Genomic DNA, 16,447 nt, shown 5'->3' with positions numbered 1-16,447 from the left:
AGGTACAAGTTGGCGGTTGTTCCTATTCTGTTTGAGTTTGATAATTATTCATACAAAAACAACAGTAAAAGCTTAAATAGCAATTGCTTAACACCGACTTGTTACCTAAAATTATTGATAGGACGCAAGGATGATCTAAAACCAAAACTCCACCATTAAGTATGAGGCTTGCTGAATGCGAAATCTATCGCTGCGCACTATTTTTATTAGTTTTGTGTTAATTGCATTGTTTGTTGTCACTGTGGTTAGCGCCTTAATCAATACCAGCCAATTCTCTCGGCTTTATTACCAACAAACAGAAAAGCAATTATTGCCTGACGCTGTGGGTAAAGTTGCTGCCGAAATTGACGCTCAAATGCGTTACCCCATCTCTGTGTCACAGTCGTTAGCTGAAAACCAAATGCTGCATACGTGGATGAGCGAAGGTGAGAAAAGCTCGCCAATTCATCAGCGTGTCATGGCGTACTTTGCTGACTTACAAAGAAAAAGCGGTGCATCATCAGTGTTTTGGGTAAGCAAAAACTCAATGAGTTATTACACACAAGACGGCTTTTTCAAATCAATCTCACAAAGTGAGCCAAGAGACAGTTGGTTTTTTGACTTTATTAGCTCAGATAAACGCCAAGCGCTCGCTTTAGATGTGAGTGAGCAGGGTGGACACCTCACTTTATACGTTAACACCTTGGTTGAAATTGCAGAGCAACGACTCGGTGTGGCGGGGCTTGGTTATGATATTTCAGATATTTCTAGCATTGTTACGTCGCGTAAAATTGGTGAGCAAGGGTATTTATTCTTAATTGATGACAGCAAGCGAATTATTGCACACGCAAACGATGCTTATATTGGTAAACAAGTCACAAGCGTCGCTTCATTAAGCGCATTACAAAGCTTTTTGAGCAGTAAACATACTGGCTTTACTCTATCGCAAGTCGAGCTCGCAGATGAAGATGTTTATGCTGGGGTTATGCCAATTGAAGGAACAGGCCTTACTCTTGTAGCGGTTCAGCCTAAGCAAGAGATATCAAGCGCGATTAATACAGTCGTTTGGATGTCGATTATCGTAAGTGTCGTGCTTGCGGGTATCTTTTTGGTGCTTACACTTTATTTTGCTAATTGGCTAAGTAAGAAAATTCGCAGTGTTGGTGACGAGCTACTTGGTATGGCAGGCCACGGCGGTGACTTAACAAAACGTTTAGATGACAGTGTTGATAATGAGCTGGGACATCTTGCTAAGGGCTTTAATGCCATTATTGGTAAAGTAGCCGAGCTGGTAGATGAAATCAGTGTCACCGAGCAAGCGATGCGAGAGGGGATTGACGATCTTGCGAACTTTGCCAACAAAACCTTTGTTGCTACCGAAGATCAGCGCGCGCAAACCGATCAAGTTGCTACAGCTATTACAGAAATGGGGCAAACTATTAATGAGGTGTCTGATATTGCTCATCGCACAGCAAGCGACACGGAAGAAGCGGTACGAGAAACCGTGCAAACCAATCAAAGTATGGCTGCCACAGCGCAAACCATGAATGAACTGAATGACATTTTGATCACGGTTGATAAAAGTATCGGTGAGTTTGCAAATCAAGCAGCTGAGATCAACTCGGTTGTTGAAGTAATCAATGCAATTTCAGAACAAACTAATTTATTGGCACTCAATGCGGCAATTGAAGCGGCAAGAGCGGGTGAGCAAGGTCGTGGCTTTGCGGTCGTCGCTGATGAAGTACGCTCACTTGCACAGCGTACGCAAACATCGACTTCTGAAATTCGAGAACAGATTTCGCGTTTACAAAGCTCATCATTGCAATCACAAGAAGCGATTGCCGAAGGTACGCAAAGTAGTCAAAAAGTGACTGAGCTTACGCATATTGCAGTGTCTGCACTTCAGTCTATTCAGCAGAAGTTTGAGATTATCAGCCAAGGCAATCACCAAGTTGCAGCAGCCACAGAAGAGCAGGGCACGGTGGTTGAGCATATCAATCAGTCGGCTCATGATATTTCAGACAGTGCAATGCAAATACATGATAACGCTGAGCAACAACAGCGTGGTACGCAAAGCTTATTATCGCGTGCTCAGCACCTTAAAGATTTAGTCAGTCAGTTTAAAGTTTAATAGCCTGCTTTTTAAATCTGCTTCGAGTAAAAGGCGTTAACAGCATGTGTTGTTAACGCCTTATTACAAGTGAGTGTTTCAGTTTACTTGTTTGCTGCTAATTCCTTTCTTATTAGTAACACATCGTGCAAAAAACTTTCAAAAAGGGACTATTAACTAAGTTTTTAGTGCGTTTAAGTGCGCTGCGTATTACAATTGAGACTTTATATCATTACCGCATTTCCAGCTGATAGGTATTTCACTTCTTCATGACAGATATTACAACACACCAAGCATCTAGACGCCGCTTGTTGATTGCCTTAGCCATAACGTGCTCGTTTATGGTGATACAGGTTATTGGCGCCTATTATTCGAATTCGCTTGCTGTACTTGCTGATGCTGGGCATTTGTTTGTTCATAACAGTTCTTTATTCATCGCGCTTATTGCCTCAAGCATGGCGATATATTTCGCGAAAAACTTTAATGATGGCTACCAGCGCGCAGAGCTCACGGGTGGCTTGATCAATGGCATCTTATATTTAAGCATTAGCTTAATTATTCTTTATGAAGGGGGTGAGCGCTACCTTCATCATAGCGATGGTCATGATTTACAAATTAATAGCTATTTAATGTCGGTCATTTCAGCTATTGGTTTTTTGTTTCATGGTGCAGCAGCATGGGTGCTATACAAAGGGCGCAAAGCAAGTATTAATGTGTATGCGGTGTTTTTACACTCGTTTTTTGATTTAATTTCAACGGTTTCAACCTTCTTCGCTGGTATTTTAATCCACTTAACTGGCTGGGCCGAAATTGATATTATTTCGAGTATGTTGATCGCTACCTTTGTCTTATTTACTGGGGTTAAAGTGATCATTCGTTGTATTCAAGGCTTACTTGAAAATAGAAGTAAGCTGCCGAATGTAGCTGATATTGAACAAAGTATCGCTTCGGTTGAACATGTAAAAAATGTTCATAATGTCACGGTAATGCGCCAAGACAAAGACATTATTGTTGGCGCGCACGTTGTTTTAAAACAGCATTGTACCGTTGAAAAGCATGACGAAGCATGTCGCTTAAAGGTCGAAAAACTATTGCAATCGCGCTTTAAAATTGGAAAAAGTGTGCTGCAAATAGAAAGTCATGAATGCCACCATGTTAATTAAAGTGGCAAAAAGTTTAATTTTCTTTTAATTTAAAGGTATCACTATGAAGTTAGGATACCTTTTTTGCTTCAAAATAAGCCTTCATATTTCAACTTTTTAGCCGCAGTACTGCTTGGTTGTATTGCGGGAGTTGTTAATTTATTACCAATTTGGTTTTTAGATAGCTCAGAATTTCTTCTTGGTCAGTTTTTTGTGATCTTAAGCTTGCTGCTATTCGGTTGGCGGTTCGCAATAATCACCTTTATTTTAAGTACAGGGTTTATTTTTTATCGCTGGGGGCATGCTTGGCCTTCCATTGTGTTTGCTTTAGAGCTCATCTGCTTGCAGGTATTCTGTTTGTCAAAAGCGCGGCCAGTTTTTTTACGAGGCATGCTGTTTTGGTTTGTAATTGGTTTACCTCTACTTTGGAGTTTTGGCCATTTCTTTTTAGGTCTTCCAATTTTAACCATTGCCATCGCACTTGCTAAATACTGCTTAAATGCGGCAATTTACTTATCTGTTATTGATTTACTAAGCTTCTTCTTTAGCCGCTATTCGTGGCATAAACATTATTCGTCACTCTATAAAATACTTAATTATGTTGTTACTTTGCTGGTTGTGCTGGTAGTTATATTAACCTCAGTAGTACTAACCAATAACCATTATGCGCGCATTGAGTATGAGATAAATGCACAGTTAAAAGAAAAAGCCAAAGAAATCGCACGCACAATTGATGGTCACCTCGATCACCATAAAAAAGGGGTGGTACTTACTGCCAGAAGTATAGCCAATGGAGTTCCTCGTCAAATTGCCCTTGAAAATATGGCAAATCTATACCCTGATTTTAGAACACAAATCATTGTTAATGCCCTTGCTGATGTCACTCACTTTTATCCACAATCGTTAGCGATTAGTTTGCAGCAGTCAAACATTCGCGCCAATGTGGCAGATAGAGATTACTTTATCAATGCGCCTAATAATGAGCTTGGTTATATCTCAACAATATTTAAGGGCCGCGGTTTTGGCTCTTTACCTATAGTTGCAGTATCAGCACCGATTTATATTGAAGATACCTTTACTGGCGTCGTTGAAGGCTCACTGATGTTTGATTATTTTGCAGGCCTCAGGCCCAGTCTATTTAGTCATCAAGGCGAGTTGTTGATTTTAGATGCCAGCAACAAAGTGGTATTTAGCACATTAGATGACTTTAAAGAACTACAACAATTAACAGATGAAGAAATAGATTCATTTGCAGACGAAGCACGCTTTAAAATGTTTGATGCTGAGAACGAACAGCAGTTTTACGCCAGAGAAGCTCGCTCAACAGAGCATAACTGGATTGTAATGACCATGCTCAATCGCAAACATGCCAACAATGTTGCGGTGAGTGCATGGGGTCAGTCTTTGGTGATGATATTGTTCATTATTTTATTAACCAGTGTGTTCATAACGCAGTTAAGCCGCTGGTTAATTGCTCCTATCGAAAAGTTAGCTGAACAAATAGACAAATTTGAGCCTGAGCGGGCAATCACAGATACCGACTTACCACAAACTTGGCTAGAAGTGAGTCGTTTGCAGTCGCAGTTTTCGAGTTTAGCAAATAAGCTGGCGCTTAATTTTAATCGCTTACATCAAGCGAATCACGAAAACGAAGTGTTGAATAACAAATTGACTGATTTTAATGCCCAGCTCGAGCAACAAGTTAATGATAAAACTAATGAGCTAGTCGAAGCTGTGCGCTTAGCGAACCAAGCTAACCGTACCAAGTCGCAATTTTTAGCGAACATGAGCCATGAAATCCGCACCCCGCTCAATGGTATTTTAGGCATGACTCAACTGCTATTAGAAAATCCTAAACTTCCCGAAACTGAACGTGATGAGCTGGCGATGATCCATCAAAGTGCCAATAACTTATTGTTGATTTTAAATGATATTTTAGATTTTTCGAAAATTGAAGCGGGGGCACTTAAATTAGAAAACCGCGCCGTTGAGATTAAGGCTTTACTGCAACAATTAGCAAAAGTATTTAGCAATACCAGTGTGAAAACGGGTGTCGAATTTAACTTAAGCATAGCAAAGGACATACCTGAGTATATCCGTTTAGATCCACTGAGGTTTAGCCAAGTAATCAATAATATTTTGAGTAACGCGGGTAAATTTACTGAGTCAGGTGAAATAAACATGCAATGCCAAATGGTCGATGGCGCTCTTGAAATATCAATTCGTGATACAGGCATTGGTATTTCAGCCAATCAACAGGCCAAACTGTTTACAGAGTTCACTCAAGCCGATATATCGACCACCCGTAAATATGGCGGTACTGGTCTAGGATTAACCATTAGTAAGCGCATTATAGAGCTGATGGATGGAGAGCTTTCATTAGTGAGTCAAGAAGGTGAGGGCAGTGAGTTTACTGTTGCCATCCCAGTCACTGTGAGCGACGCAGAAGCTACGGCAGAACAAAGTACAGACAAGCCAACACTTAGTGGGGTTAGAGTATTAATTGTTGAAGATAATCCTGTCAATCAAATCGTGCTGCAAAAAATGATGCAAGACACCCATTGTACTATCAAAATGGCAAACGATGGCTTACAGGCGCTTGAGCAGCTTAAAAGCTTTGCGGCAGATATTATTTTGATGGACTGCCAAATGCCTCACATGGATGGCTATCAATGTACACAAGAAATAAAACAGAATCCTGCGCTGTATGGCGAAGCTATCATTATTGCTATTACGGCGAACGCCTTTGAAGAAGATCAAAAACGTTGCCTTGTAGCGGGTATGGATGACTTTATCTCAAAGCCCATAAATAAAGATGAGCTTTATCGCTGCTTAAATAAATGGTTTAAAGCGCGTTTAGTCGATCAATGATTGCCTGAATCGTACTTTCTGCAATGAGGTCATCGGCCAGCATGGGTTTCGCGAAGTAGTAACCTTGTAAATCTTCGCAGCCCATCTCTGTTAAGAAGCTGATTTGCTCACTTGTCTCAACCCCTTCAGCAATACAATATAAGCCTAAGTTCGATGACAGCGCATGGATGGTTTTAATAATCGATTCATTACTTTTATCTTGGCCGATATTACGCACGAAGCTTTGGTCTATTTTGATCACATCAATCGGGAATTGACTTAGGTAAGTTAGTGACGAGTAACCTGTGCCAAAGTCATCAAGTAATAGTTTGAAGCCGGCATTTTTAAGTTTTTGCAGCTGCTTAGAGGCTTTCTCTTTATCTTCTAAAAGCGTATTTTCTGTAATTTCAAGACGTAGCTGAACCGGCTTAACCATGTGATTATTCAAAATAAGTAATAAACGTTCAGTTAAGTTCGATTTTAAAATGTGCGTCGGTGACAGGTTTAATGATAAATAAAACTGAGGGTTAGCACGCAGCATAGGTAGCAGCTCTGTTAGCGCTCTATCAAGGGCTTGCTCAGTCAGCGCATCGATTAAACCAATTTCTTCGGCAATAGGGATAAACTCAGCAGGTGATACAAAACCTTGCTCGTTCTTCCAGCGCATTAAAAGCTCAACGCCGTTTATTTTTTTAGTTTTAGCATTAACAATAGGCTGATAGTTATTAAATAACTCATCGTCTTTAAACGCATCTTTCAAGGCATTTTCAAGTAACAGCTTTTTGGTTAGCTGGTTATTCATCTGCTCAGTGAAATATTTAAAATTGTTACGGCCAGATTGCTTGGCGTGCATCATGGCTATATCTGAATTTTTAATTAAATCATCTGCTGTTTTCGCATCAAATGGGTAAAGAGCGACACCAACACTCGCAGAAATATTGATTGAAAAGTCGTCAATTATAACTTTGCTTGCCAGTTCTTCTGTGAGCTTTTTAACGAGCTCACTGAGTGTTTGCGGGGAGTGTAAATCTTTAACAAGTACCAAAAACTCATCGCCACTTTGACGGCCTATTACGGCGTTATCAGGTAACATTAGGCTTACTCTTTGCGTGATATCGCAAAGTAATTGGTCGCCGACAGCATGACCGAATGAATCATTTACAGGCTTAAATTTATCTAAATCAATAAACAATAATGCAGCTAGTTTATTGTATTTTTTTGCGTTATTTATACAGTTACTAATTTTTGTATGCATTAGGGAGCGGTTAGGCAAGCCCGTTAACGGGTCATAATTTGCTAAATAGCGCAAATCGTCTTCAGCGCGTTTTTGCTCTGTTAAGTCTGAAATTACAATTACATAATGACTAATTGATTGGTTTTCCTTGGCTACAGCCGTGACACTAATATGAACCGGGTGTGCAGGGCTTTTTAGCGTGCGAATAACAGCTTCTGTTTTCCAGTTTTGCTTTGGCTTAAGTGTTTTTAATACGTCTATATATTCAAGGTATTTTGCACGGCCTATGGCTGCAATAAAGTCGCGACTAGTAAGCTCTGCAACATTGTTTGGCGTGGCGAATGCTTCACCAAAACTGGCATTAGCAGAAAATGGTTTGAGTTGATTGTCTAAAATTAGCAACCAGTCGTTTATTTGCCCAAATGCTTCGCCGAGCACACTGGCTTGCTGGGCATTAGCGCGTTGCTCAGTAATATTGGTATAAATACCGGTTATTTTTAATGGGCGGTTGTTTTCATCGGTTGCAACAATACGACCAATGTCTTCATACCAAAGCCAGCTACCATTTTTATGTTTTAAACGGTAAGTGGTATTCCATTGTTGGTTATTTGTTTGCTTACAAAATAGTTGCCACTGGCTAGTTACATTATTGCGATCGTGCGGGTGCACTAAGCCCACAAACTTGTTGAGGTTTATACCATCTTTATATTCGGCATAGCCCAGCTCAGCAGAAAAGCGAGTCGTTCTTAAAAATTGTTCTGCTAGGTTAATCTCCCAAACACCACTTTTAGTACTACTTAAAGCGAGTTCGGTTTGTTGTTGTGATTTTACAGCTTCTGCATGCGCACGGCCGATCATTTGCTGACGAGCACGGTATTGCCAAAATAGGAAAAACAAAATAGCTAATACAATAATGACATAACTTGCTTTTGCAGCAGGGGATGACCAAGGTGCATGTGCAACATTGAATCTTAGTTGTCTAGACGCTGATATTGCATCGCTTAACTCGGTTGACGACGACACTGATAACACATAATCACCAGGCGGTAACTTAGTGAAAAAGACCTCATTGGTTGTTAGCTTGTCGTATTGCAGTGAGGTTGGCCCATCAAGGGTCACTCGGTACGATGTTTTATCTTTATTGATGGTATCAAAATTAGAAAAGGTGACTGCTAAGCCCATATCATCATAGGTGATCTGCAGAGGCGTATTCACATATTTATATGGATGGTAGTTAAGCTCTCGCGAAAGCAAAGTTACATTGGTTATTTCGGTATTTATATTACCAGCCTCTACAGGCGACGATAAAAAGTCTTCTGGTGAAAGTAAAAGTACGCCTCGGGTACTACCAAATGCAAGTTGTCCGTTATGTAAGGTGGTGTCGGCATCAATGTTAAATTCATTAACGGCTAAACCATCGCGAATAAAGTAACGGTCAAGTTCTAAGGAGCTTAAGTCAAGGCGGTAAAGGCCATTTTGAGTCCCTAACCATAAAAAACCAAAACGATCTATTTGCAATGCAAAAACAGATTTAGCTTTTAAGCCCGACTGTATATTAATACGGTGTTTAACTTCGTAAGTTTTAGCATCTATGCCAATAAGTCCTTCGTCAGCCGAGCCAAGCCAAAGCGTATTGTTATAATCCATCACCCAGTCATCAATTGTTGTGAACGCTAAAGGGTTATAGTTATCTGTTTGGTATATCAGTGTTAACTTTTGAGTCTGCTCATTGTAGCGGTACAATTTTCCAGACATACTCAGTACATATTCATCAGGATGATCAGGCAGTGGCTTTAAAAAAGCATGGGCATTAACTAGGTCAACTTGTTCTTTTAATCCTTTAATAGTGGTAAGTTCGCCTGTTTTACCATTGTACTTATAAAAATTTTGGTCATCTAAAAATGCAAATTGATCATTACCCATAGCACGAAAGCCCCAGTTTGGGTTGTAATTTATGAGGTGCATGGTCTCAGCATTGCCTTTTATAGGCACTAGTTCGCCGGTCTGTTTATCAAACAAGGCAAGACCTATGTATTTCATTAGCCACAGATAACGGTTGTTGTCATCAATGTTAGCCTCGGTAATACCATAAATACCATGCTCACCATGAAAGGCTTTTTCATCGTTACTAACTAAGTAGGGTGTAATATCTTTAGTAACTTGGTTGTACTTCATTAGGCCATTATCTGTACCTATCCAAACGGTATTGTTTTGATCTTGTAATACCGACCAGACATTATTGTTGAAGCGAGCTTGGCTATTTTTTAATTCAATATGCTTAAAGCGTCTTGCTAGAGTTGACCAAGTAAAAACACCTTGAGAACGAGATGCAAGCCACAGCAAGCCAGTTTTATCAATCATCACATCTTGAATTGAATTGTCAGACATCAAAAACTTACTTTGCTCAAAGTTTAAGATGAACTCAACCGACATGGTTTGGCGATTAAATTCGAACAATCCTTTTTCTGTGACAATATATTCACCGAATGAGCTAATAGAGTAGTCCCAAATATTTAAGTTAGGAATTAACAGCCTTATCTTATCAAACGCCAGTAAACGGTTAGCGTTAAATGGGATATCAAACATTCCTTCTACAGTGCCAACAAATAAGCCCAGTTGCGCATCGACCCTTAAAAATTTTACGTTTTTATTATCTTCGGTAACCTGAGATTTATCGGTAAGCGGAATATGCGAGATATGCTCATCTGCAAGGTTTTTTGAGAAAAGCCCATTTGATGTACCTATATATAAAAAGTTGTCGTGCAGGGTGAGTGCTCGCACAATATGCTCTTCTTTATTAATAGAAAACTCATGCAAAAACTTTTTTGATTGCTTGTTGTATGAATAAACGTGCTGAGCAATAGCGAAGTAAAAAAAATAATCGTCTTCAGTGATTGCTAAAATAGGCGAAAAGAAAACATCTTCAGGGTCTAGTTTGCCAGAATAGATTTTTTCAACTTTTAGTGTTTTTGGGTCTATTAGAAAAGCACCTGAAAACTCAGTGCTGACGAAAATGTTTCCGTCGTCAGTTTTATGCATTGCGGTAATTTGTCGCTGATCAAGTATGTACTCACCAGCAAAAGGCGCTACCTGATAACCATCATACCTATTTAAGCCTTGATAGGTACCAATCCAGATAAAGCCTAAATCATCTTGCACGATTTTAGTTACACTGCCTTGCGTAAGGCCTTCATCGGTTGAAATACGCTGCATTTGCAAAGCATAGTTTTGTGCCAACGCCGAAGAGGAAAGCGTGAAGAACAGCAAACTGAAAATCAAAAGAAAAAGTTTAGGCACTGACTGATTAACCCTAAATTATTATTTGCGCATAATTTTTAACAAAATATAGCACAATTATGACCGTAATTAATGGTTCTGAAAAGAAAAAATAGTAATAAGGTCTACTTGTTGCTGAAACTGAAACATATGCTATAACTAGTTCAATTATCAGCAATTTGAGAACGTGATGCGCCATTCATTTATAAGCCAAAAAAGTAATGCATTGTTATTGATTATTGACCTTCAGGCAGGGCTTGAACCGGTAATTAACGACTTTGGCTTAGCTGTTAATCAGACCGAAAAGTTAATAAAAGCAGCTAAAGCTTTAGATATTCCCTATTTATTTACCGAACAAAACCCAACCAAGTTAGGTAAAAGTAGTGAACAGCTTTTACCTTTTATAAGTGGCACTAACTGCTATCACAAAATACATTTTAGCGCATGCCAAGAGGTTCAATTTAACAACCTATTGGCTGGCTTTAACCGTAAGCAAATAGTGGTAACGGGTACAGAGTCGCATGTGTGTGTACTGCAAACATGTTTAGACTTAATTGCCAATGGTTACCAAGTGTTTGTAGTGGAAGATGCCATTGCATCACGTAACGAAAAACACAAAGAGTTAGCAATTAAGCAGCTATCGGCAGCAGGTGCTATTATTACTTGTACAGAAAGTTTGATATTTCAATGGCTAGAAAAAGCAGGGACTGATCAATTTAGAGCATTATTGCAATTAATAAAGTGAACCATGATGCGCATCAAACCGTATTGGCTCGATTAATTGTATTTTTGTATATTATTTAATAATTAAGGCTTTATCTATGACGAGTGTGCGCCGCCTTTTTACTTATTTGTTCCTTTTATTGTTTGTTTAATCTTTAGTTTTAGGTTTTATCTATTCGACCCTAATTACAGGTGTGGTAACCGGTTTATTATTGCTATCTTTACCGCTTTGGATGCTCCATCAATACCCAACGAGCAAATTAACAGCCCATGTTGTGGCTGCAGGTTGCATGATGTTTTCGTTTTTACACATCCAACAAAGCTACGGCTTAATTGAAGTTCACTTTGAAATATTTATTTTAATGGCCGTGTTGATCATGTTTGTTGAATGGCGCGTGTTTATTACTGCACTTGCTTTTGTGGCAGTTCACCATTTGAGCTTTTACTTTTTACAGATAAACGAAGTCGGTTTATACGTTTTTGACCCAGATCGATTGTATTTTAGCACCGTACTTATCCATGCCGTGTATGCCATTGTTGAAGCGATTGTAGCTGGCTACATTGCAAAAACCCTTCATCGTGAACGTAGTTCTGGCTTATCGTTAAGCACAACGACTGAGCAGATAATGGCCGACGAAAACAGCATTAATATTAGTTTAAGAGCGGATGATAGCCACAGTGAAGCCGTGGCGGGTTTTAACCGCTTACTGGGTTTTGTATCGAGCGTGATTGGTGATGTTCAAAGCCAAAGTAGTGTTTTAAAAAGCCAGTCTAAACAATTACTTGAAGTACACGACGAATTGCATGAGCAAGCACTTAATCGTGAGCAGCTATCGACCGATATCGCGCAGTCAGGTGAACGAGTCGCCGAAGGCTTTGCTCATGTTGAACAAGAAAGTAATGAGCTACAAACACAGTTTGAGCAGCTCCATTTAAGTGCTACAGAGGCATTAAATGAAGTGGCGAATACAGACAGCAAAACGGCTGAGCTTGCTAATAACCTTCAAGAAGCAGATCAAAACATTAGCCAACTTGTAAGTGCATGTTCGCATATCTCTGAATTACTTAATGAAATTTCGTCAATTGCTGAGCAAACGAATTTACTTGCGCTTAACGCTGCAATTGAAGCTGCACGTGCAGGTGAACAAGGCCGCGGCTTTGCGGTAGTGGCTGATGAAGTTAGAAACTTGGCAACACGCAGTAAAAACACGACGGATAAAATAACTAATACGCTTGAAAGCTTGATGCAAAACAGTGCCTCATCAACCAAGTCTATGCAAGGTAGTGTTGCGCTTATAGAGCAGTTGTCGGCCATTAGTTCGCAGATGAAACTGCAAATTACCGAGATGACAGAGCAGGTGAATGTTGCCGCAAGTAGCTCACAATCGGTTGCTCATGTAGTGCAAAATCAAGCGGGTAATACACGTGCTATTGCCGAGAACTCACAAGCCTTAATTGCTAACCAAGCCAACGACAACTTGATGATTGAAAAGCTCACCGATCGCGTGCAGTTAATTGATGTAAGTATCGATGTACTGGAGCAAGGTATTGCTAAATTCAAATAGCAAATGGCTGATAATGGCAACTCTACTTTGGGTTGCCTCTGTAGCATTAGCCTTGGTGTTTGCTTATTCTCAACAAGCAAGCTCCTTTGATCCAGATAAAAAGCTAGCCACAACAAATTGGTTACCTGCTTTTCAACAAAGTATGGGGCTTAGCACCACAAATACAGATACCTTGTACATTATTGATGAAAATACCTGTGTATGCTCAGAACGCTCACAACCGCACATAACAAGCCTTAGCAGCTATGCAGCAGAGCAAGGTATTGGAGTAATAAAACTTAAACCAACATCTGCGGTTGCTGCAATATTACCCGCTCAACCTGCCGCAGTACTTGTTTCAGAAAATCAACAGCTTGTGTATGCAGGTCCACTATCAAAAGGACTCGCCTGTTCAAGTCAGAATGGCTTTGTTGAGTTAGTAATTGCAAACTTACGTGCGGGTTTTAATAGCCAGTTTATTAACTCAGATGCTGAGGGGTGTTATTGTGAGATTAACTGAGCTAAAAGGTAAGTAAAAGAGGCCAAAAATATTGGCCTCTGACTTTATAAAATTATTGAATTTGGCCTCGTATCTCACCGCTTGGATTTGCAGGCGTATGAATGTTTACATAATGACCGCCTGAAGCTAAAACTGAAAAGATATCGGCATCTATCATTAAGCTTGTGCTACTCATCCAGCGATTCATATCATCACTGTCTTGTACAAGAGGAGCTAACACAGGGCCATTTTCACCTGCTACACCGGTATGAATATGGGCTGCACTTGCATCACTTACACCTGATGTTAGTACTTGCAGCTCAACACTGTAATCATTGGTATTCACTAGCGCATAACCATCACCAGATGCATCCGTTGTGACCGCGGGTACTTCTTGTTCACCACTTAGCGGAAAGGTTACAAACACATAGTTGTCGGTAAGGATTTGACCGCGTAGTTCACCACTAGGGTTAGCTGGAGTATGCACATTAACGTAGTGACCACCTGATGCGAGTACTGCAAAAATATCTGCATTGATCATGGTGTTTTCAGGTGTTTGCCACAGGTTCATGTTATCGCTTGATTGCTCTAACGCGGCAAGAACGTCGCCATTGGTGCCTATACGACCTGTATGAATGTGGGCAGCAGTAGCATCACTCACACCTTCGGTTAACGCTCTTAATTCTAGATGGTAATTATCCATGTTAACTAATGCATAACCACTACCTGATGCCATCGTATCAACAGCAGGAACTTCTTGCATACCACTAAGTGGGAAAATAACGAGTTGATAGTTATCTGTTAGGATCTGACCTCTAATTTCGCCACCCATGTTAGCAGGCGTATGCACGTTAACGTAATGACCGCCTGATGCAAGTACCTCAAATATCTCTGCGTTGATCATGGTATTTGCTGGTGTCATCCACATGCCTGCGTCAGCTGTTGACTGCTCAAGTGCAACGAGTACGTCGCCATTCGTGCCAATTCGGCCAGTGTGAATGTGTGCACCTGTTGCATCATCAACACCCATTGTGTTTACTAATAGCTCTAAGGCATAGTTATCCATGTTAATTAATGCATAACCCTCACCACTTGCATCAGATTCGATGGCAGGAACTTCTTGCTCACCGCTTAGTTTAAAACTCGTAAAGCCATAGTTACTGGTTAGGATTTGCCCACGAAGCTCGCCGCCAGCATTAGCAGGTGTATGAACATTGACATAGTGACCGCCAGAAGCCAGCACTGCAAAAATATCTGCATTGATTTGCGTGTTGCTTGGTGTCATCCAGACATTGCTATCATCCATTGATTGTTCAAGAGCTACTAATACATCGCCATTAGTCCCGATACGACCTGTATGAATGTGCGCAGCACTTGCATCGTCTAAGCCTGATGTTACAACAGTAAGCTCTACGCTGTAGTCTGTTGTATCAACAAGAGCATAACCATCACCATCAGCCATGGTGCTGACCATAGGCACTTCTTGAGCACCACTCAAGTCAAAGGTCGCAACTGCATAGTTGTCTGTTAAGATTTGGCCGCGAATTTCGCCACCGGCAAATTCAGGTGTGTGAACGTTAACATAGTGACCGCCGTCTAAAAGTACTGCCAGAGTGTCGCTGTCTATCATGGTATCTTCAGGTACAACCCAGTCAGTCATGACTTCGTCGTCTTGCTCTAAAGTCACAAATACATCACCATTTGAACCTAATTTTCCTGTATGGATGTGAGCTGCTGTAGCGTCATCAACACCCATAGTCACCGCACGAAGTCGTAATTCTGTCGTGGCGCTATCATAAGATGCATAGCCATAACCCATTGCGTCACTGTCGTTCATAGGCACTTGCTGATCGCCATTTAAAACAAACGTGATGATACTGGTTGTATCAGGCACAATTTGCGCACGAAGTTCGCCGTTTGCATATTGTTCGGTATGAAGGTTAATGTACCAATCGCCATCCATTAAATCAGCGATCAAGCTTTCATCAAGGTCGGTAATTGCGACTTCATACATACCATCGGTAGTGGCCTCAAATGCAAAAGCAACATCACCATTAGCGCCTAAATCGCCGTCGTGTATGTGTGCTGCGCTAAAACCTTCAACTGAGCTTGCATCAAGTGTTGCACGAAATTGCATTAAACTTTCGTCAAGCTCTACCGTTGCAGTCGCTGTTTGCATTGAGTCATTCATTGGCACTTCTTGTTTGCCACTTAAAGTTACAGAATAGGTTTTACTTGGAGTGAATTCTTGAACTGGGGGAGGGGTAACAACTTCGGTATTATCGTCATCATCATCGCTACAAGCGGTGAGAAAAAGTAAGCTGCTAGCCAGGAGTATGTATTTCATCGTTCTTCCTTATATCTTTGTATGTTCGGACGTTACGACGCGTCCATTTCAATAAGGCTTACGGCGGGTGTTTAAAAAGCGATCACAAAAGGTTATTTAAAAGTTAAAAACTGGTTCTTTAGTGTTAGTTTATTGGAAAAGGGGATTAATAGTTAAAGTTTAATATCGCTAACTTTAAAGGAACATACATGCTTACCAACATAAAAAGTTTTGGGTGGTAAATGGGTACGGATTGTGCATCTATTTTGTTTTCAAAAGGTTTATAGCTAAACGTCAAAAAATTAACGATAGGAAAACTATGCAGCTAACTTCGTACACATCCTCATTCCTAAAAGAGCCATTATTAGATCAGCAAAATAAAAATGAGCTAAACCCAGAAAGTGAAAAAGCAACAAACCTTCAAGGCGCTAAACAACAAGAAGCGGGCGTTGATTCTGATCCACAAGCAGAAGCTCAATCAAAGACATCACACACACAACAAGAGCTTGTAGTAAAAATAAAGGAGTTACAAAATAAGATTAATAGTTTAAAAAGCAACAAAGACCTAGCTCCAGAACAACGAGAAAGTGAGTTACTAGAGCTTAATAAACAACTTGATGAAGAAATAAATGCAGTCCAGCTTGCCGTAAAAAGTAATGTTTCTACGATGATAAACTCTTTGTTTGCTCCTACTTCTAGTAATCACTCTGGTATGCTGTTTAACAATAAAGCGTAAGTTTAAGGCAAAGCGCTTGCTCGCAGTT

Annotated in this window: 9 protein-coding genes; 7 read left to right on the top strand and 2 right to left on the bottom strand. The window is 40.3% G+C overall.

Annotation, left to right across the window (positions count from 1 at the left end):
- Nucleotides 1-175 precede the first annotated feature (175 nt).
- The 3 genes from HUS61_RS07105 (at nucleotide 176) to HUS61_RS07095 (ending at nucleotide 6,102) form a co-directional block, all read left to right on the top strand.
- Nucleotides 176-2,110: a methyl-accepting chemotaxis protein gene (locus HUS61_RS07105; protein ID WP_175081643.1), complete on the top strand. Its 1,935-nt coding sequence runs from the start codon at nucleotides 176-178 to the stop codon at nucleotides 2,108-2,110.
- Nucleotides 2,111-2,358: 248 nt separating this feature from the next.
- The gene (locus HUS61_RS07100; RefSeq protein WP_175081642.1) at nucleotides 2,359-3,252 is read left to right on the top strand and encodes a cation diffusion facilitator family transporter; all 894 of its coding nucleotides are present in this window, start codon (nucleotides 2,359-2,361) and stop codon (nucleotides 3,250-3,252) included.
- 63 nt (nucleotides 3,253-3,315) lie between these two features.
- On the top strand, nucleotides 3,316-6,102 hold the full coding sequence (locus HUS61_RS07095; RefSeq protein ID WP_181447685.1) for a response regulator: 2,787 nt from the start codon (nucleotides 3,316-3,318) through the stop codon (nucleotides 6,100-6,102).
- Here the strand turns inward: HUS61_RS07095 and HUS61_RS07090 are convergent.
- Nucleotides 6,077-10,528 (bottom strand): EAL domain-containing protein, encoded by a 4,452-nt coding sequence (locus HUS61_RS07090; protein ID WP_175081641.1) that lies wholly within the window; start codon nucleotides 10,526-10,528, stop codon nucleotides 6,077-6,079. The genes HUS61_RS07095 and HUS61_RS07090 overlap by 26 nt on opposite strands.
- Before the next feature lie 253 nt (nucleotides 10,529-10,781).
- On the opposite strand from HUS61_RS07090, the gene HUS61_RS07085 reads away from it, so the two are divergent.
- The 3 genes from HUS61_RS07085 (at nucleotide 10,782) to HUS61_RS07075 (ending at nucleotide 13,378) form a co-directional block, all read left to right on the top strand.
- The gene (locus tag HUS61_RS07085; RefSeq protein ID WP_063529724.1) at nucleotides 10,782-11,336 is read left to right on the top strand and encodes an isochorismatase family protein; all 555 of its coding nucleotides are present in this window, start codon (nucleotides 10,782-10,784) and stop codon (nucleotides 11,334-11,336) included.
- A 172-nt stretch (nucleotides 11,337-11,508) separates the two neighbouring features.
- Nucleotides 11,509-12,879, top strand: coding sequence for a methyl-accepting chemotaxis protein (locus HUS61_RS07080; protein WP_404936085.1), 1,371 nt, complete (start codon nucleotides 11,509-11,511; stop codon nucleotides 12,877-12,879).
- Between the two features lie 13 nt (nucleotides 12,880-12,892).
- Nucleotides 12,893-13,378, top strand: a complete 486-nt coding sequence (locus tag HUS61_RS07075; RefSeq protein ID WP_175081640.1) for a DUF6436 domain-containing protein — start codon at nucleotides 12,893-12,895, stop codon at nucleotides 13,376-13,378.
- 52 nt (nucleotides 13,379-13,430) lie between these two features.
- Here HUS61_RS07075 and HUS61_RS07070 read toward each other — a convergent pair whose 3' ends face one another.
- The gene (locus HUS61_RS07070; protein WP_175081639.1) at nucleotides 13,431-15,704 is read right to left on the bottom strand and encodes a CHRD domain-containing protein; all 2,274 of its coding nucleotides are present in this window, start codon (nucleotides 15,702-15,704) and stop codon (nucleotides 13,431-13,433) included.
- Between the two features lie 298 nt (nucleotides 15,705-16,002).
- On the opposite strand from HUS61_RS07070, the gene HUS61_RS07065 reads away from it, so the two are divergent.
- Nucleotides 16,003-16,419, top strand: coding sequence for a hypothetical protein (locus HUS61_RS07065; RefSeq protein WP_175081638.1), 417 nt, complete (start codon nucleotides 16,003-16,005; stop codon nucleotides 16,417-16,419).
- The last annotated feature ends 28 nt before the right edge of the window (nucleotides 16,420-16,447 follow it).

Source organism: Pseudoalteromonas sp. 0802 (assembly GCF_013350085.1).
Classification (GTDB): Bacteria; Pseudomonadota; Gammaproteobacteria; order Enterobacterales; family Alteromonadaceae; genus Pseudoalteromonas.
The sequence above is the reverse complement of the archived record's forward strand: the minus strand, read 5'-3'. Positions and strand labels throughout refer to the sequence as shown.

Coding starts and splice junctions, on each gene's coding strand:
- HUS61_RS07105 (WP_175081643.1), top strand. CDS start 176: ATGCGAAATCTATCGCTGCGCACTATTTTTATTAGTTTTGTGTTAATT.
- HUS61_RS07100 (WP_175081642.1), top strand. CDS start 2,359: ATGACAGATATTACAACACACCAAGCATCTAGACGCCGCTTGTTGATT.
- HUS61_RS07090 (WP_175081641.1), bottom strand. CDS start 10,528: ATGCAGCGTATTTCAACCGATGAAGGCCTTACGCAAGGCAGTGTAACT.
- HUS61_RS07085 (WP_063529724.1), top strand. CDS start 10,782: ATGCGCCATTCATTTATAAGCCAAAAAAGTAATGCATTGTTATTGATT.
- HUS61_RS07075 (WP_175081640.1), top strand. CDS start 12,893: ATGGCAACTCTACTTTGGGTTGCCTCTGTAGCATTAGCCTTGGTGTTT.
- HUS61_RS07070 (WP_175081639.1), bottom strand. CDS start 15,704: ATGAAATACATACTCCTGGCTAGCAGCTTACTTTTTCTCACCGCTTGT.
- HUS61_RS07065 (WP_175081638.1), top strand. CDS start 16,003: ATGCAGCTAACTTCGTACACATCCTCATTCCTAAAAGAGCCATTATTA.